Raw genomic sequence first — 18,242 nt, 5'->3', positions numbered from 1 at the left:
ACAAGTGATCGGAACGTCGGATGACGACTCCAGCGGGAATAGCACGAGTCCGAAGATCCACTTTTGTAGCGGTTTTTGCTACAAAAGTTAGCTGAGGCCGTGCCCGCGGAAAGCGTCCATCCAGAGTGAAGATCACGGGTGTTCCCTCCCACTCAATTGATTACAATATCGATCAAAAAAATATGGTTTAGGGGGGAGTTTAATGGGGTTATCGAGTCATGAAAAAATGACTGTTTTGCTTGAGCAAATCAAGCTTGATCAAACGGATCAACAGCATTACTTTGAGCAAGCTCAACTGCAAAAATTAGAAGTATTTAAACAAGAGAAACGCTGGAGATTTCATTTTAAGTTTAATCAAGTTTTACCAGTCGAATTATTCCGACTCTTTCGGATCAAACTTCAAGAAACGTTTTCAACAATTGCTAAGATCACATTTCAGCTTAACTATAATGACCAAACTGTCGACTCAACACAAATGTGTGATTATTGGTCTGATTTCATTGATCAAGAGCAAGACTTATCACCTGCTTATGCCGATCACATTAAAGAATGTCAACCTGAAACGAAAGATGGTCAACTATTGATTCAAGCTAGGAATGAAGCTGAGGCAACTGTGATAAAAAATCGCTTGACACCATTGTTCAAGCAATATTGTCAACAGTACGGTTTACCCACTTGGCCGCTCAATATTTATGTTGAAACGGAACAAGCAACAGCACAAATTGAAAAATTTAATGAACAAAAAGCACTTGAAGATAAGCTTCTTGTCAAAAAAGCAATGGAAACAAAACAAGCACAACGAAAAAATGAATCTGATCGAAATGAACCAATTATGATTGGCTATCCAATTAAAGAACCTGCTGTTCCAATGAGAGATATTTTTGAAGAAGAGAGACGTGTTATTTTACAAGGTTATATCTTCAATGTGGAGATCAGGGAATTACGTTCAGGTCGTGAGTTGTTAATGATTAAAATGACGGATTACACCGATTCGTTTACGATTAAAATGTTTTCAAGAAACGATCAAGATAAAGAGAAATTTACCCAAATTAAAAAAGGGATCTGGGTCAAAGTTCGAGGTAATATCCAAACAGATACATTCTCTAATGAATTAACAATGATGTTAACGGATTTGAACCAAGTGAAACACGAGGCGAAAAAAGATCTTGCACAAGAAGCAGATAAAAGAGTTGAGTTACATAGCCATACGATGATGAGTCAAATGGATGCAGTTGTTTCAGCTGGTGATCTAGTAAAACGAGCTGCAGAGTGGGGTCATCCTGCGATTGCAATTACAGACCACGCTGTCGCCCAATCCTTTCCTGAGGCTCATATGGCGGGATTAAAGCATGGCATAAAAGTTATCTATGGGGTAGAGGTTAATTTAGTTGATGATGGTGTGCCGATTGCTTATAACGAAGTTGATCGTGAATTAAAAGATGCGACATATGTTGTCTTTGATGTTGAGACAACGGGATTATCTGCTGTTTATGACACCATTATTGAACTTGCAGCAGTCAAAATGAAAAATGGTGAAATTATTGAGAAGTTTGAGCGTTTTGCTAATCCTCATAAACCATTATCACAAACAATTATTGATCTAACAGGTATTACTGATGAGATGTTAAAGGATGCCCCAGATGCAGATCAAGTTTTACAAGAGTTCCATGATTGGATTGGTGATGAAATTCTTGTTGCTCATAATGCAAGCTTTGATATTGGATTTATTAACCAAGGCTTCGAGCGGATCGATCTTGAAAAAGTAAAAAATCCAGTGATCGATACGTTAGAATTGGGGCGGTTTATCTTACCACAATTGAAAAGTCATCGCCTAAATGTTCTTTGTAAGCATTACGGGATTGAATTGACGCAACATCACCGAGCAATTTATGATACGGAAGCAACTGCATATTTACTTTGGACGCTGATTAAAGAATCAGCAGAAAAAGAAATAACGAACCACAATCAATTTAATTTGCATATGGGTGAAGGTAACGCTTATCAACGTGCTAGACCTTACCACGCGACGTTACTTGCTAAAAATGAAGTTGGTTTAAAAAATCTTTATCAACTTATTTCAATGGCTCATATTGATTATTTCTATCGAGTGCCACGTCTCCCAAGGTCAAAAATTACGGCACATCGGGAAGGAATTTTGATTGGTTCAGCATGTCAGCAGGGTGAAGTTTTCACAACAATGATGCAAAAATCAGCCGATGAAGCGGATAAGGTCGCTGAATTTTATGACTATATTGAGGTTCAACCACCAGCGAATTACTATCCACTAATTGATCAGGAGCTCGTTCAAAATGAAGCTCAAATCTATGATATTATTAGAAATATCGTAGAGTTAGCTGATCGATTGAACAAGCCATGTGTTGCAACAGGTAATGTCCATTACTTGGATTCAGAGGACAAGTTTTATCGTCAAATATTAATTAAATCGCAAAAAGGTAATCCGTTAAGCCGTCAAACTTTACCGGATGTTCCTTTCCGAACAACAGATGAAATGCTTGAATGTTTTAATTTCCTCGATGATCAGCAGGCGAAAGAAATTGTTGTGACAAATACGCAAATGCTTGCTAATCAAATCGAACAAATTAGTCCAGTTAAAAAAGACCTTTATACACCAAATATTGAAGGTGCTGATCAAGAAATTCGAGAAATGAGTTATGCTTCAGCTCACGCAATGTATGGTGAAGAATTACCGGAAATTGTTGTTGAACGAATGGAAAAAGAACTAAAAAGTATCATTGGTCATGGATTTGCTGTTATTTATTTAATTTCACATAAACTTGTTAAAAAGTCACTAGATGATGGCTATTTAGTCGGTTCTAGGGGTTCGGTCGGTTCATCATTAATTGCAACGCTAACAGAAATTACTGAAGTGAACCCATTACCTGCACACTATCGCTGTCCAAGTTGCTGTCACCACGAGTTCTTCGCCGGAGGTCAATATGCAAGTGGTTATGACCTAGACGATAAAGATTGTCCAAAATGTGGGACACCATATATGAAAGATGGTCAAGACATTCCGTTTGAAACGTTTTTAGGTTTCAAGGGAGATAAAGTTCCTGATATTGATTTAAACTTTTCTGGAATCTATCAACCGACGGCACACAATTATACAAAAGAATTATTCGGTGAAGATAAAGTCTTCCGTGCAGGAACGATTGGTACAATTGCTGAGAAAACTGCTTATGGATATGTTAAAGGATATGCGAATGATCATAACCTACACATTAAAAATACTGAAGTTGATCGTCTCGTTCAAGGTTGTACAGGTGTGAAACGAACAACAGGTCAACACCCGGGTGGGATCATCGTTGTTCCAGAGAATATGGATATTTATGATTTCACACCAATTCAATATCCGGCAGATGATAAGAATTCTGAATGGTTAACGACCCATTTTGATTTCCATTCAATCGATGAAAACTTATTAAAACTTGATATTCTTGGTCATGATGATCCAACGATGATTCGAATGTTGGAAGATTTAAGTGGCATTGACCCTAAGAAAATTCCTGTTGATGACGAGAAGGTCATGCAGATTTTCTCTTCACCTGAAGTGTTAGGTGTCACAGCTGAACAAATTTTATGTAAAACAGGAACATTAGGTGTCCCTGAATTTGGTACTCGATTTGTTCGACAAATGCTTGAAGATACGAATCCATCTTCATTCGGTGAACTTGTCATTATCTCTGGATTATCACACGGAACCGACGTTTGGTTAGGTAATGCTCAGGAGCTAATTAATCAAGGAATCTGTGAATTATCTGATGTTATCGGTTGTCGTGATGATATTATGGTTTATTTAATGCACAAAGGCTTAGAGGCTTCATTAGCATTTGTTATCATGGAATCTGTCCGTAAAGGGAAAGGCTTGCAAGATGAGTGGGTCATTGAAATGAAAAAGCATGACGTCCCTGACTGGTATATTGATTCTTGTCGAAAAATTAAATATATGTTCCCGAAAGCGCATGCCTCTGCATATGTTTTAATGGCATTAAGAATCGCTTACTTCAAAGTCCATCATCCGATTTTATTCTACGCTGCTTACTTTACTGTTCGGGCAAGCGACTTTGAACTGGATACGATGATTAAAGGATCAACTGCGATTCGGAAACGGATTGAGGAAATCCATGCAAAAGGAAATGATGCAGCACCGAAAGAAAAGAGTCTAGTCGTGGTTTTAGAAATCGCTTTAGAGATGAACGAACGAGGTTTTTCATTCGGTAAAGTCGATCTCTACGAATCAAGTGCAACTGAATTCTTAGTTGAAGGCGATCAACTCATCCCGCCATTCAATGCGATTGATGGATTAGGTACAAATGCCGCGCTAAATATCGTTAAAGCAAGAGAAGAAGGCGAATTTTTATCAAAAGAAGATTTAAGAGAAAGAAGCCGAATTTCGAGAACAGTTTTAGACTATCTTGACAATCATGGAAGCTTGGCTGGAATGGAAGAGAAAAATCAACTGTCATTATTTTAGGATAGTCGTTAAACAACTTGATTATATTTGCAAACCGTGGTATAATTCACTTAGTTTTGAACGGTACGGAATTTAAGGGTTGGTCATGCCTGCTCTTAGCTAATTATTATGAGGTAACTGCTTGAATCCCTTGTCAACACTGACAAGGGATTTATCATTGCTAATGCAACAACAAGCCGCTTAGATGATCAATAAGAATTGACCCGATCAAAATGTTTGATACTGACGTTGAGTCACATTTATTAGAATATCGTTTAAAAAAACTAAAAAATTGCAAACTAAGTAATCAGAAACTGTATCGATTAGAGAAAAAGGAGGTTCTCTTATGAGTAAAAATGTTAAGGAACAAACAACAGAAATTGTAGCACCATTATTATTAGAAATGAACTTAGAATTAGTTGATATTGAATATGTTAAAGAAGGTAAGGATTGGTTTTTAAGAGTATTCATTGACAAACCTGGAGGGGTTGACATTGAAGAATGTGGTCAACTATCCGAGCGTTTAAGTGAGAAATTAGATGAATACGATCCAATTAAATCTGCCTATTATCTTGAAGTCTCTTCACCTGGTGCTGAAAGACCATTAAAAACACGTGAAGATTTACGTAATCAAATTGATCGTCAGATTCACGTTTCACTTTACCAGCACATTAATAATGAAAAAAGTTATCAAGGTAAGCTGCTTTCTTTTGATGAATCAGATTTGGTTGTGATTGAATTTAATGATCGCGGTCGAAAAAAACAAATAGAGATTCCATATGAAAAAATTGCTAAAGCACGACTGGCAGTGTCGTTTAATTAGGAGGAGGAGAAGAAGTGAGTAAAGATCTTTTTAATGCTATTCATCTTCTGAGTGAAGAAAAAGGTATTGATAAAGATGTTTTAATCGAGGCATTAGAAGCTGCTTTAATTTCTGCATATAAGAAAAATTTTAAGTCTGCATCAAATGTAAGAGTCGATTTGAACGAAGAAACAGGCAGTATGAAAGTTTATTCAAGAAAAGAAGTTGTTGAGGAACTTGAAGACCAAAATCAACAACTTACCTTAGATGAGGCATTAGAAATTAGTCCTAACTATCAACTTGGTGATGTGATTGAAGTTGAAGTCACACCAAAAGATTTCGGTCGAATTGCAGCCCAAGCTGCCAAGCAAGTTGTTACACAGCGTGTCAGAGAAGCAGAACGTGGTGTAATTTATAACGAGTATATCGATCGAGAAGAAGATATTATGAATGGGATTATTCAGCGAGTAGATCCTCGGTTTGTTTACGTTAACTTAGGCAGAATCGAAGCTAAATTAGCTAAAAATGATCAAATGCCGAATGAAACGTATGAAGTACACGATCGAATTAAAGTTTTTGTTTCAAAAGTTGAAAATACGAATAAAGGCCCACAAGTTTTCGTTTCAAGAACCGAACCAGGTCTGTTGAGAAGATTATTTGAAACTGAAGTTCCAGAAATTTATGATGGAATCGTAGAAATTCGCTCAGTTGCGAGAGAAGCTGGTGACCGATCAAAAATCTCAGTTTTTGCTGAAAACCCTGAAATTGATCCGGTTGGTTCATGTGTTGGACCAAAAGGACAACGAGTGCAAATGGTTGTTGATGAGCTTAAAGGCGAGAAAATTGATATTGTTGAATACTCAGATGATCCAGTTGTTTACGTTTCAAATGCACTAAGCCCATCAAAAGTTAGTCATGTCATTGTGAATGAGGAAGAAAAAGCAACAACCGTTGTCGTCCCAGATAATCAACTATCACTCGCAATTGGTAAACGCGGTCAAAATGCTAGACTGGCAGCTAAATTAACAGGCTGGAAAATTGATATCAAAAATGAAACTGAAGCAAAAGAAACAGGTCTATTAAATGATCATGATTTAATTAAAGAAGATAGTCCAGACCTATTTATCGAAAGTGATGATTTATTTGACTAAGGAGCTAGATGATCATGGCGAAGAAAACTAGAAAAGTCCCACTTAGAAAATGCATTATTACTAATGAGATGAAGCCGAAGCAATCATTGATTCGGATTGTTAGAACTAAAGATGGCGATGTTTTCGTTGATCCAACAGGGAAGAAAAATGGTCGTGGTGCTTATGTGTCGGTTGATTTAGCAATTATCGAACAGGCTGAGAAAAGCAAAGCGATTGAACGCCACTTTCATGTTGAAGGAATTGAACAAGTTTATCAAGATTTAAAGAAAGTTGTTAATGGTGAGAGCCTTGAGTAATGAGCAAAAGATTTTAAATATGGTTGGCTTGGCAACTCGAGCTCAAAGAATATCGGTCGGAGAAGACCAAATTATTAAAGATATTAAACAAGGGCGTGCGAAACTCCTTTTACTAGCTAATGATATTGGCTATCAAACACATAAAAAGATGACCGATAAATGTCAGTCTTATCACGTGCCTTATCGAACAGTAATGAATCGAGATCAGTTGTCTCATGCTATCGGTAAGTCAGGAAGAGTTGCTGTTGCTATTACGGACGAAGGGTTCGCAAACAAATTAAGCTCATTGCTCGACTAATATAATTCGGGGGTGACTGTATGGCAAAAGTAAGAATATATGAATATGCCAAAACGCAGAACGTATCAAGTAAAGAAATTATTAACAAATTAAAAGAGATGGGGATTGAAGTTTCAAACCACATGTCAACAATTTCACAGAAAGAAGTCGATCAATTGAATCAGACGTATCAAAAAACAGAAACGACTAAAGAAGCACCAACTAAACGGGCTAATCAGCAGAAGAAAGCAGCTGAACAGCCAAAGAAACAAGCAAAGTCGAAGCAGACAGAGCAACGTAAATCAGCTTCAAAACCAAAAGGTGAACAGTCAAAGAACAAGAATGAAGTGAAAGAAGAAGCAAATGTTCTTCAGTATTCAGGCACATTAACGGTTGATGAATTAGCTGAAAAGCTAGGCAAGAAAACAAACGATATTATTAAAAATCTTATGTTACTTGGTGTAATGGCTGCCAAAAACCAAGCACTTGATGATGATTCTATTGAATTAATCGCTGCAGAGTATAACGTTGAAGTTAAAAAAGTAATCGAAGTTGATGAAGCGAATTTAAATCAATTTATTGAAGAAGATAGTGAAGAGCAATTAGTTGAACGTCCAGCAGTCGTGACGATTATGGGACACGTTGACCATGGTAAGACAACGTTACTTGACTCAATTCGTCAAACAAAAGTAACAGCTGGTGAGGCTGGTGGGATTACTCAACACATTGGTGCCTATCAGATTCGAGCGAATGATAAGAAAATTACATTCCTTGACACCCCGGGTCACGCTGCTTTTACAAGCATGCGATCACGTGGTGCCCAAATAACAGATATCGCAATTTTAGTTGTTGCAGCAGATGATGGTGTCATGCCACAAACAGTTGAAGCGATCAACCATGCTAAAGCAGCAGAAGTACCAATTATCGTTGCAGTAAACAAAATTGATAAAGAGACAGCAAATCCCGATCGAGTGATGCAGGAATTAACTGAGTATCAACTTGTCGCTGAAGACTGGGGTGGAGATACGATTTTTGTACCAATTTCAGCTCTTAAAAACGAAGGTATTGATGATTTATTAGAAATGGTTTTACTCGTTGCTGAAGTTGAGGAATTGAAGGCAAATCCTAATAAACGTGCATACGGTACCGTTATTGAAGCGGAGTTAGATAAAGGCCGTGGATCAGTTGCATCATTACTCGTTCAAGGTGGTACATTAAGAGTGGGTGATCCAATTGTTGTTGGAAATACGTATGGTCGTGTTCGGGCAATGGTTAATGACCTTGGAAGACGAGTGAAAAAAGTTGGTCCATCTACACCGGTTGAAATTACCGGATTAAGTGACGTCCCTCAAGCTGGAGACCAATTTGTTGTTTTTGAAGATGAAAAATCAGCACGTCAAATTGGTGAACTTCGTGCACAAAGACAAATTGTAGAACGTCGTGGTGGACAAACGAAAGTTAGTTTAGAAGATCTATTTGAACAAATTAAGCAAGGTGAGATCAAGGATATTAACATTATCCTTAAAGCAGACGTACAAGGATCTGCAGAGGCATTAGCATCTTCACTACAAAAAATTGAAGTAGAAGGTGTTAAAGTAAACATTATTCATACTGGAGTAGGTGGGATAACAGAATCAGACGTTATTCTTGCCAGTGCTTCAAACGCTGTTGTCATTGGTTTTAACGTTCGTCCAGACAATAACGCTAAAAATACAGCAACAGCAGAAAATGTAGATATTCGCCTCCATCGTGTCATTTATAAAGCAATTGAAGAAATCGAAGCAGCGATGAAGGGAATGCTTGATCCTGAGTATCAAGAAAAAGTGATTGGTCAAGCTGAAGTTCGTGAGACATTTAAAGTGACTCGGATTGGTACAATTGCGGGTAGTTATGTTACAGATGGTAAAATTACTCGTGATGCTGGTGTTCGTGTGATTCGTGATGGCGTCGTTATTTTCGAAGGTGAGATTGACTCACTCAAACGTTTTAAAGACGACGTAAGAGAAGTTGCGCAAAATTATGAATGTGGAATTACCTTACAGAACTTCCATGACATCAAAGTCGGCGATATTTTCGAGTGCTTTATTATGGAGGAGATCGCTCGTACATGATTTTCTATGTTGAAATAGAATGTTACATCTACGAAGCGCAATCATTAAAAGATAAACGTGCAGTGATAAAAAAGGTGATCCATCGCTTACAAAATAGCTATAACATTACGATCAGTGAGCTTGATTATCAAGACCTTTGGCAGCGCTCCTTATTAGGAATAGCGACAATTGCTCCTGATCGAAAGCGAGCTGAACAAGTGATCGATGCTTGTCTGACAAAAATAGATCACTTTACTGAACTAGAATATCGAATGATTGAACGACAATGGTATGATTAATCAATGGATCATATCTGACAAAATTTGAGGTGATAGCTAATGAGTCAAATTCGAGCGAATCGAGTAGCTGAAGAAATTAAAAAAGTAATTGGTGAAATAATTTCTCAAAAACTCAAAGATCCCCGAGTTGGTTTTGTCACGATTACTGATGTAGAAGTGACTGGTGACTTACAACAAGCAAAAGTATTCTTAACTGTTTTAGGTGATACTAAAGCTGAAGAAGAGACGTTAGCGGGATTAGAGAAAGCAAAAGGCTTTATCCGTTCAGAAGTAGGTAAACATATTCGTTTACGTAAAACACCTGAAATTATCTTTGAGATTGACCGAGCGATTGAGACAGGTAATCGAATTGAACGGCTAATTTATGAATTAAATCAATCAGAAGAATAAAGTATGATCAAAAACCCTTGTTTCTTATGATACAAGGGTTTTTGAATGATATTTTTTCATCATTTACGATTGACTTAGGGGGTAGACTGATGAACGGGATTATTCCATTGTGGAAACCAGTTGGAATGACGTCACATGACTGTGTAATTAAATTACGCCGTCTATTTGAAACGAAAAAGGTTGGTCATACAGGCACTCTTGACCCTGAAGTGTCAGGAGTATTACCAATTTGTATTGGTGAAGCAACTAAAATTGTGCCTTACTTAACAGATACAAAAAAGACTTATCGAGCTGAAATTACCCTTGGTAAAGCAACTGATACTGAAGATCAGACTGGACAAATCATCGAAGAGCAACCAATAGATGAACCGATATCTATCGATGCAATCACAGCTGTTTTAGAAAAATTTCTTGGCAAAATTGAGCAAGTTACGCCGTTATATTCTGCAGTGAAGGTAAAAGGGAAAAAGCTCTATCAATATGCGCGAGACAATCAAACTGTAGAGCGCCCGATTCGTCAAGTGATTATTCATGCGATTGAACTGGCACCAGAGTCATTAATTGCTGCTGAAGATACAATTAAATTTGAAATTGAAACGACGGTTTCAAAAGGGACATATATTCGTACACTAGCTGTTGATATTGGTAAAGCGTTAGGTTATCCAGCTCATATGTCGAAGTTAGTTCGTACGGGGACAGCTGATTTCAACGAAAATAATTCAATCGAATTTGAAGATTTAGAAAAATTAAAAGCAGCCGGCCAACTTATGTCTGCATTACTGCCATTAGAAGCGGGTATAACACATTTACCAGGTCATCGCGTTGACAGTGAGATAGCTCAAAAAGTTTCCTATGGACAAAAACTTCCGAAACCAAGCGATTGGGTAGATGATCAGCCCAATCGAATTGAATTTAATCAAAAAACGTTAGCAATTTATCAAGTACATCCAGATAAACCAACAGAGATAAAACCACTACGCGTCTTTAATTTAGACTAATTGCTTAACTTATAGTTTAAATTGGTTTTCGAAAGAAAGATAAAATGTTATGATAAATGCATGCATTTCATAATACTAAAGTGCTAATGAAAACACTAATATTTATCAGTAGTGTTGCATAAAAAAATTAGATAAAATCAAGTGATATGATTAGCTCTAAGTGAGAGGATCACATTCGCAGCTGAGAGATGTTTCGCTTTCCTCGAAAATAAAGATCAATTTTCTTCGTGCGATGCTTATTCGGGGAAGCTTTCCTTATCCTACGGGCAGGTGTTTATGGTGGGACGAGTAATCGCAAATGTCTTCGGTGGGACGAGTAACCGCAGTCCCAGTCCCAAGGCTTGAGCTAACTTTGCCAAGCATAGACCGCTTGTCAAAGTGGATCTCAAGCTCTTGCTTTTCCCGTAGCGGTTGTATTGATCGATCAATATCCGTTATCTCAAACCACAATGATAAGACTTGACTTAGGAAAGAAAAGTTTATGCAATGCTACTGAATATTTATAACAATAATCATGAAATTGTTTCAAGTATGAGTTTTTTTGACAATGTTTATCAAGGAGAAAAATAATGAAGACTATCGATTTGGAATATCCTTTTGATTATCGACCAAGCGAAGATGAACATGCAGTTTGTGCAATTGGCTTCTTTGATGGCATCCATAAAGGCCATCAATATGTACTCCAAACAGCAAAAGATCTAGCAAATCGATTAAACAAAAAACTGGCAGTCATGACCTTTACACCACACCCATCAGTTGTGATCAAAGGTGGGCCAACTTATTTTACTTATTTAAATACATTTCATCAAAAACAACAAATTCTTACTGATTTTGGTGTTGATCTTTTATATGTAATTCATTTTAATCCTACAGTTGCTCAACTAGATCCACAAGTATTTATTGACCACTATATTGTTGAGCTAAATATTTCAAAACTCGTATGCGGATTTGATTTTACTTATGGTTACCGTGGTGCAGGTAACGTGAATACATTGATCAATCATTCAAAAGAACGATTTGGGATTCATGTTGTTGAAAAACTGAATGAGGGCAGTGAGAAAGTTAGCTCGACAAGAATTCGCGCATTACTAGCTGATGGTAAAGTTGAAGAAGTTAAAGCCCTATTAACACGACCATTGATGACAGAAGGAACAGTCATTCATGGTTACAAAAGAGGCCGAGAGATCGGCTATCCAACTGCAAATATAGCGGTTGATCCAGAACAAATTATGCCGAAGACCGGCGTCTATTACGTAACTGTTTTAATTGATGAGCAAACATTTCATGGGATGGCAAGTTTAGGCTATAATCCGACATTTGAAAATGTAGAAAATGAAATAAAATGTGAGGTTCATATTTTTGACTTCAATCAAATGCTCTATGATAAATCAATTACGGTTTGCTGGCAAAAATATATTAGACCTGAATATAAGTTTGATCATGTTGATCAATTAATTGACCAATTAGAAGTTGATGAACAAGAAATTCGCCAGTTATTTTAGCGAATTTGACAAGAATACTTGCTTTTTTATTCAAAAAGCGTTAATCTAAGTATCGGAAGCCATCTGCTTGGCAAGTCGAGTCTCCAACGACTGCTAGGGGATTGGTGTGATTTAAATGATTATAGGAGGTGAAATGGATGGCAATTTCACAAGAACGAAAAAATGAACTAATTAACGAGTTCAAAGTACATGAGAATGACACAGGTTCATCTGAAGTACAAATCGCTATCCTAACTGAGGAAATTAACAACTTAAATGAGCACTTACGTACTCATAAAAAAGATCACCACTCACGTCGTGGTTTGTTAAAAATGGTTGGGAAACGCCGTAACTTGTTAAACTATTTACGTAAAAAAGATATTGCAAGCTATCGTCAAATGATCGAAAAACTTGGTTTACGTCGATAACAAATGTCAAAGCGGGAGTATTCCCGCTTTTTCTGTATGTATAATTTAAGATTGAGAGAGATGACAAGCTGTTACTACCTTTCGCTCGATTCTGATCAAAGTATAGTAATTGCTACTATATTTTGATCAGGATGGAGCACGAATCAATCATTAGTGCAAAGGTATTACAGTTTTATAACATGAGTCACTTGCATAAATCTCTTTCTTTCGACGTAAATTAATTGCAAAATTAAACAAACTCATCAATTGACTAGGTAGAAGAGAGGGGTAATTGAATAATATGTCAAACAAACAAATTTTTAAAACTGAAATTGCAGGGACGCCATTTAGTGTTGAAGTTGGCGAGCTAGCTAAACAAGCAAATGGTGCATGTATCGTTCATTATGGAGATACATCCGTTTTAGCAACAGCTACTGGCTCTAAAGAACCGAAGGATTTACCTTTTTTCCCACTGACAGTTAACTATGAAGAGCGACTTTACGCAGTTGGGAAAATCCCTGGTGGATTTATTAAACGTGAAGGTCGTCCAAGTGAAAAAGCGGTTCTTACATCACGATTAATTGATCGTCCAATTCGTCCGTTATTCCCAGAAGGATTTAGAAATGATGTTCAAGTGATTAGTATGGTTATGAGTGTTGATCAAAATGCTTCATCAGAAATTGCAGCAATGATCGGCTCATCAATCGCGCTATCAATTTCAGATATTCCATTTGATGGACCAATTGCAGGTGTTAATATTGGTCGAATTGATGGTGATTTTGTCATTAATCCAACAATCGAAGATCGTGAAAAAAGTGATCTAGATCTAACGGTAGCAGGAACAAAAGATGCGATCAACATGGTTGAAGCATCTGCTAACGAAATCCCAGAGGACATCATGCTTGAAGCAATTTTGTTTGCTCACGAAGAAATTAAGCGCTTAGTTGCTTTTCAAGAGGAAATTGTTCAAGCTGTAGGAAAAGAAAAAATGGAAGTCTCATTATTTAACTTAGATGAAGAATTATCAGCAGAGTTAAATGAGACGGCTAAAGATCGTTTAGTTGCTGCGATTCAAACGCATGAAAAATTGCAAAGAGAAGAATCGATTGATGCAGTTAAAAAAGATATTGTTGCAACTTATGAAGCAAACGAAGCTGATGAAGATACGATCAAAAAAGTCAAAGATATTTTAGATCAAATGGTTAAAGATGAAGTACGTCGCTTAATTTCAGTTGAGAAGACTCGTCCAGATGGCCGAACGCCAGACGAAATCCGTCCGCTAGCATCACGCGTTGATTTGTTACCGAGAACACATGGCTCAGGTTTATTCACACGTGGACAAACTCAAGCATTATCGATTTGTACTCTAGGTGCTCTAGGCGATGTTCAAATTTTAGATGGTCTAGACTTAGAAGAAGAAAAACGGTTTATGCACCACTATAATTTCCCACACTTTAGTGTAGGTGAAACAGGTCCAATTCGCGGGCCAGGTCGTCGTGAAATCGGTCACGGTGCTTTAGGTGAGCGCGCACTTGAAAAAGTGATTCCTAATGAAAATGATTTCCCATATACGATTCGTTTAGTTTCAGAAGTATTGGAGTCAAATGGATCATCATCACAAGCAAGTATTTGTGCTTCAACTCTTGCGCTTATGGATGCTGGAGTTCCAATTAAAGCACCTGTTGCGGGTATTGCAATGGGCTTGGTTAAGCAAGGTGATGATTATACTGTTTTAAGTGATATTCAAGGAATGGAAGACTTTTTAGGAGATATGGACTTTAAAGTTGCTGGAACTGAAAAAGGAATTACAGCACTACAAATGGATATTAAAATTGATGGACTTGCTCGAGAAATTTTAGAAGAAGCTTTACAACAAGCACGTATTGGGCGTCTCCATATTTTAGACCATATGGTAAGTGTTATTTCAGAACCAAATCAGCAACTTTCACCATATGCACCGAAAATCATTACAATGACAATTAATCCGGATAAGATCCGTGATGTAATTGGACCAAGTGGAAAACAAATTAATAAGATTATCGATGAGACAGGCGTTAAGATTGATATCGAGCAAGACGGTAGTGTCTACATCGCTTCAACTGATCAAGAAATGAACGAGAAAGCGAAGCAAATTATCGAAGACATCGTTCGTGAGGTTCAAGCAGGAGAGTTGTACTTAGCTACTGTTAAGCGAGTTGAGAAGTTTGGTGCCTTTGCAGAATTGTTTAAAGGAAAAGAAGGTTTAATTCATATTTCTGAATTAGACACGAAGCGGACAAACAAAGTTGAAGATGTAGTTAAAGAAGGCGATAAGATTATGGTTAAGGTTAAAGAGATTGATCGCCAAGGTCGAATCAACTTATCAAGAAAAGCTGTTCTACTTGATGAAGAAAAAAAGCAAGCAGAAGCTAAAAAATAATTATTAGTCAAGAAAGTCATTTTCCGAAATGGCTTTCTTTTTTTGTCTCTTTGTTCATATGTTAAGGTAGGAGGGATTGTGATGCGCTATCAAGAGTTGAGTGGGAAAGAAATTGTTAATTTAACAGATGGTAAACGTTTAGGATTGTTAGGTCAGACTGATCTTGAGCTTGATCCGAAAACGGGTCAAATAAAATCTTTTATTATCCCGAATTATGGTTTGTTCGGTTTTAAACGTGATCAAACTCAAGTCAGAATCAATTGGGATCAAATCGAAAAGGTCGGCAAAGACACCATCATCATAAGAAAAACAGAAGACCAGTAATTATAATATTTAATCTGACTATCAAATTACGGTAGTCTTTTTTATTTTAACTAGTGTTTAACCTATTTGTGTGAATGTCCTGCACTGACTTGGATGATAAGCATAAAATAAAGCGAAGTTGTTAACCAAATGTTAGCTAAACATTTTACTATAAACAACGTTGTGCTTCTTATATTTAAACAGTCGAGGTGAATGGAATGATATTAAAAAAACAAATAGCGATTATTGGGGGAGATGCTCGCTATTTAGAATTAATCAAAAAACTGATTAGTAAATCAAATTACACAATAAAACTAATTGGCTATGATCAATTAGACCAAGGATTTTTAGGTGTACAATACACAGATTTAGATGAATTAAATCCTGAGATTTTAGATGTCGTTATTCTACCAATTACAGGAGTTGAAAATGAAGGATACGTCAAATCAACTTTTTCAAACCAAGCAATTTATTTGCCAGAAAACTTCTTTGAAAAGCTTAAACCGACTTCACTTGTTTTTTCTGGGATTAGTACGCCTTATTTAAAACAAGCTTTAGCAGATAAGTTAAACACGTTTATCCCAATGATGGAGCGTGATGATGTCGCAATATATAATTCCGTCCCAACAGCAGAAGGAACGATTTTATTAGCACTTCAACAAATGCAGACGACCTTACAAGATTCAAATGTTGTGATTTTAGGGCTAGGGCGAGTTGGTTTAACTGTTGCTGATAAATTTGCAAAGCTTGGTGCAAAAGTTGCAACAGGTGTTAGGAAAACGAAGGATATTGCAAAAGCGAAGACATTAGGATTTGATGGATTTCACCTAAGTGAACTACCTGCATATATTAAAAAGTGTAATTTATTGATTAATACCGTACCTGCATTGATTGTTGACCAAGAGGAATTAAACGCTTTTTCAGCAGACGCATTAATTATTGATCTTGCCTCAAAACCAGGTGGAATAAATTTCGATTATGCTAAAAAGCGGGGACTAAATGCGATTCATGCACTAGGCTTACCAGCAAAAGTTGCTCCAAAAACAGCAGGGGAAATTTTGGCGAATGTCATTAATCAATTAATTGCCGAGCATCACTAATAAGCAGGGAGGGAATTGAATATGTTAAAAGGGAAGACAATCGGCTTCAGCTTGACTGCCTCACACTGTACCTATGCAGACGTTTTTCCAATCATCGAACAATTGGTTTCAGCGGGTGCTAATGTCCGGCCTGTTGTTTCATATAATGTCCAAAACACAGACACACGTTTTGGTCGAGCAGAGGATCATTTAAAGAAACTTGAACAATTAACTGGAAACAAGCCTGTCACGACAATTGTTGAAGCAGAAACATTTGGACCAAATAACCCAGTTGACTGTATGGTCGTTGCACCACTGACAGGAAATTCATTAAGCAAACTTGCCAATGCCATCACAGATACTCCTAGTCTGATGGCAACTAAAGCGACGATGCGAAATCAATCACCAATCGTTTTAGCGATCTCGACAAATGATGCATTGGGGTTAAATGGTGTGAACTTGATGAAGCTAATTGCCGCGAAAGGAATTTACCTCGTTCCATTTGGTCAAGACAATCCTACAGCTAAACCAAATTCGTTGATTTCTAAAATGGAACTGATACCAGAAACAGTTGAAGAAGCGTTAGCAGGAAAACAACTTCAACCGATGATCACAACTTATTAAGCAGTTTTTTATTAAAATCCACTAAACATACCCCTCTTTACTATTAGAATATGTTAAAATAGATAAATATATTAATTATGCTTGTGGAGAGGGGTTTTTTTATGTCAAAGACAAAAAGATATAATGTCGCACTATTAGGTGCAACAGGGGCTGTGGGACAAAAAATATTAGAAACTTTAGAAGCAAAAAACTTTCCAATTGATCAATTAAAATTACTGTCGTCACCACGTTCAGCAGGAACAAAGATTAAGTTTAAGGATGAAATAATCGTCGTTGAAGAAGCTAAACCTGAAAGTTTTGAAGGGGTTGATATAGCACTCTTTTCAGCAGGTGGTTCGATTTCTAAACAATTAGCACCAGAAGCGATTAAACGTGGCGCAGTCGTCGTTGATAATACAAGCGCTTATCGAATGGATGAAAATGTACCACTTGTTGTTCCAGAAGTGAATGAAGCGGATATCAAAAAACATCAAGGCATTATCGCTAATCCTAACTGTTCAACGATTCAAATGGTTGCAACTTTAAAGCCGATTGAAGAAAAATTCGGACTAAAACGAGTCATTGTCTCTACGTATCAGGCAGTTTCAGGAGCAGGTGCCCAAGCAGTTGAAGAATTAAAAGATCAAGCCCAAGCTTTTTTAAATGGAGAAGATGTCGATGCTAAGTTGCTCCCTGTAAAAAGCGAGCCAAACCATTATCCAATTGCTTTTAATGCATTACCACAAATTGATCTCTTTCAGGAGAATGGCTACACATTTGAGGAAATGAAAATGATCAATGAGACGAAAAAAATTATGAATCGTGATGATCTATCAGTAGCAGCAACGTGTGTACGTCTACCATTTTTCACTTCACATGCTGAAAGTGTCTATCTCGAGGTTGAAAAAGATGTTTCAGTAAAAGATATTCACGATGTCTTAAACAGTGCACCAGGAATCGTGTTAAAAGATAATATTGAGACACAAGAATATCCGACACCATTAGATGCGGCAGGTCAAACAGACGTATTTGTTGGTCGTGTGAGAAAAGATTTAGATAATCCATTAGGCATACATTTATGGGTTGTTTCAGATAACTTGTTAAAAGGAGCTGCTTGGAATTCAGTCCAAATCGCTGAATCACTCGTTAAAAATAATTGGCTCTAATCTTGGG

Annotated in this window: 16 protein-coding genes; all 16 read left to right on the top strand. The window is 37.1% G+C overall.

Going from position 1 to position 18,242, the window contains the following annotated elements; all coding sequences use genetic code 11:
- Positions 1–202: 202 nt before the first annotated feature.
- The 16 genes from ABD814_RS01815 (at position 203) to ABD814_RS01740 (ending at position 18,235) form a co-directional block, all read left to right on the top strand.
- The gene (locus tag ABD814_RS01815; RefSeq protein ID WP_344909762.1) at positions 203–4,495 is read left to right on the top strand and encodes a PolC-type DNA polymerase III; all 4,293 of its coding nucleotides are present in this window, start codon (positions 203–205) and stop codon (positions 4,493–4,495) included.
- Positions 4,496–4,820: 325 nt separating this feature from the next.
- Positions 4,821–5,297: a ribosome maturation factor RimP gene (rimP, locus tag ABD814_RS01810; protein ID WP_344909761.1), complete on the top strand. Its 477-nt coding sequence runs from the start codon at positions 4,821–4,823 to the stop codon at positions 5,295–5,297.
- A 14-nt stretch (positions 5,298–5,311) separates the two neighbouring features.
- Positions 5,312–6,427 (top strand): transcription termination factor NusA, encoded by a 1,116-nt coding sequence (nusA, locus tag ABD814_RS01805; protein ID WP_344909759.1) that lies wholly within the window; start codon positions 5,312–5,314, stop codon positions 6,425–6,427.
- Between the two features lie 14 nt (positions 6,428–6,441).
- Positions 6,442–6,723: an RNase P modulator RnpM gene (gene rnpM / locus ABD814_RS01800; protein ID WP_344909758.1), complete on the top strand. Its 282-nt coding sequence runs from the start codon at positions 6,442–6,444 to the stop codon at positions 6,721–6,723.
- On the top strand, positions 6,716–7,021 hold the full coding sequence (locus tag ABD814_RS01795) for a YlxQ family RNA-binding protein (RefSeq protein WP_344909757.1): 306 nt from the start codon (positions 6,716–6,718) through the stop codon (positions 7,019–7,021). Before rnpM ends, ABD814_RS01795 begins: the two co-directional genes overlap by 8 nt.
- A 20-nt stretch (positions 7,022–7,041) precedes the next feature.
- A complete protein-coding gene (gene infB, locus ABD814_RS01790) occupies positions 7,042–9,111 on the top strand; it encodes a translation initiation factor IF-2 (protein WP_344909755.1) in 2,070 nt (689 codons plus the stop codon).
- Positions 9,108–9,389 carry a DUF503 domain-containing protein gene (locus ABD814_RS01785; protein WP_344909754.1) on the top strand — a complete coding sequence of 94 codons (282 nt, stop codon included), beginning with the start codon at positions 9,108–9,110 and terminating at the stop codon, positions 9,387–9,389. Before infB ends, ABD814_RS01785 begins: the two co-directional genes overlap by 4 nt.
- 39 nt (positions 9,390–9,428) lie before the next feature.
- The gene (gene rbfA / locus ABD814_RS01780) at positions 9,429–9,779 is read left to right on the top strand and encodes a 30S ribosome-binding factor RbfA (protein WP_344909752.1); all 351 of its coding nucleotides are present in this window, start codon (positions 9,429–9,431) and stop codon (positions 9,777–9,779) included.
- Positions 9,780–9,868: 89 nt separating this feature from the next.
- Positions 9,869–10,777 carry a tRNA pseudouridine(55) synthase TruB gene (gene truB, locus ABD814_RS01775; RefSeq protein ID WP_344909751.1) on the top strand — a complete coding sequence of 303 codons (909 nt, stop codon included), beginning with the start codon at positions 9,869–9,871 and terminating at the stop codon, positions 10,775–10,777.
- 569 nt (positions 10,778–11,346) lie between these two features.
- Positions 11,347–12,279, top strand: a complete 933-nt coding sequence (gene ribF / locus ABD814_RS01770; RefSeq protein ID WP_344909749.1) for a riboflavin biosynthesis protein RibF — start codon at positions 11,347–11,349, stop codon at positions 12,277–12,279.
- A gap of 137 nt (positions 12,280–12,416) precedes the next feature.
- On the top strand, positions 12,417–12,686 hold the full coding sequence (rpsO, locus tag ABD814_RS01765) for a 30S ribosomal protein S15 (protein ID WP_344909748.1): 270 nt from the start codon (positions 12,417–12,419) through the stop codon (positions 12,684–12,686).
- Positions 12,687–12,966: 280 nt separating this feature from the next.
- Entirely contained in the window at positions 12,967–15,084 is a 2,118-nt protein-coding gene (gene pnp, locus ABD814_RS01760; RefSeq protein WP_344909747.1) for a polyribonucleotide nucleotidyltransferase, read from the top strand.
- Between the two features lie 81 nt (positions 15,085–15,165).
- Entirely contained in the window at positions 15,166–15,408 is a 243-nt protein-coding gene (locus tag ABD814_RS01755) for a YlmC/YmxH family sporulation protein (RefSeq protein ID WP_344909745.1), read from the top strand.
- Positions 15,409–15,605: 197 nt separating this feature from the next.
- A complete protein-coding gene (dpsA, locus tag ABD814_RS01750; RefSeq protein ID WP_344909744.1) occupies positions 15,606–16,487 on the top strand; it encodes a dipicolinate synthase subunit DpsA in 882 nt (293 codons plus the stop codon).
- Positions 16,488–16,508: 21 nt separating this feature from the next.
- Positions 16,509–17,090, top strand: a complete 582-nt coding sequence (locus ABD814_RS01745) for a dipicolinate synthase subunit B (protein WP_344909743.1) — start codon at positions 16,509–16,511, stop codon at positions 17,088–17,090.
- Positions 17,091–17,191: 101 nt separating this feature from the next.
- Positions 17,192–18,235: an aspartate-semialdehyde dehydrogenase gene (locus ABD814_RS01740; RefSeq protein ID WP_344909741.1), complete on the top strand. Its 1,044-nt coding sequence runs from the start codon at positions 17,192–17,194 to the stop codon at positions 18,233–18,235.
- Positions 18,236–18,242 lie beyond the last annotated feature (7 nt).

Origin of the sequence: Amphibacillus indicireducens, assembly GCF_039539605.1 — a bacterium.
In the GTDB taxonomy this organism is placed as follows: Bacteria; Bacillota; Bacilli; order Bacillales; family Amphibacillaceae; genus Amphibacillus; species Amphibacillus indicireducens.
This window is presented reverse-complemented; position numbering and strand designations above follow the sequence as displayed.

Coding starts and splice junctions, on each gene's coding strand:
- ABD814_RS01815 (WP_344909762.1), top strand. CDS start 203: ATGGGGTTATCGAGTCATGAAAAAATGACTGTTTTGCTTGAGCAAATC.
- rimP (WP_344909761.1), top strand. CDS start 4,821: ATGAGTAAAAATGTTAAGGAACAAACAACAGAAATTGTAGCACCATTA.
- rnpM (WP_344909758.1), top strand. CDS start 6,442: ATGGCGAAGAAAACTAGAAAAGTCCCACTTAGAAAATGCATTATTACT.
- infB (WP_344909755.1), top strand. CDS start 7,042: ATGGCAAAAGTAAGAATATATGAATATGCCAAAACGCAGAACGTATCA.
- ABD814_RS01785 (WP_344909754.1), top strand. CDS start 9,108: ATGATTTTCTATGTTGAAATAGAATGTTACATCTACGAAGCGCAATCA.
- rbfA (WP_344909752.1), top strand. CDS start 9,429: ATGAGTCAAATTCGAGCGAATCGAGTAGCTGAAGAAATTAAAAAAGTA.
- truB (WP_344909751.1), top strand. CDS start 9,869: ATGAACGGGATTATTCCATTGTGGAAACCAGTTGGAATGACGTCACAT.
- ribF (WP_344909749.1), top strand. CDS start 11,347: ATGAAGACTATCGATTTGGAATATCCTTTTGATTATCGACCAAGCGAA.
- rpsO (WP_344909748.1), top strand. CDS start 12,417: ATGGCAATTTCACAAGAACGAAAAAATGAACTAATTAACGAGTTCAAA.
- pnp (WP_344909747.1), top strand. CDS start 12,967: ATGTCAAACAAACAAATTTTTAAAACTGAAATTGCAGGGACGCCATTT.
- ABD814_RS01755 (WP_344909745.1), top strand. CDS start 15,166: ATGCGCTATCAAGAGTTGAGTGGGAAAGAAATTGTTAATTTAACAGAT.
- dpsA (WP_344909744.1), top strand. CDS start 15,606: ATGATATTAAAAAAACAAATAGCGATTATTGGGGGAGATGCTCGCTAT.
- ABD814_RS01745 (WP_344909743.1), top strand. CDS start 16,509: ATGTTAAAAGGGAAGACAATCGGCTTCAGCTTGACTGCCTCACACTGT.
- ABD814_RS01740 (WP_344909741.1), top strand. CDS start 17,192: ATGTCAAAGACAAAAAGATATAATGTCGCACTATTAGGTGCAACAGGG.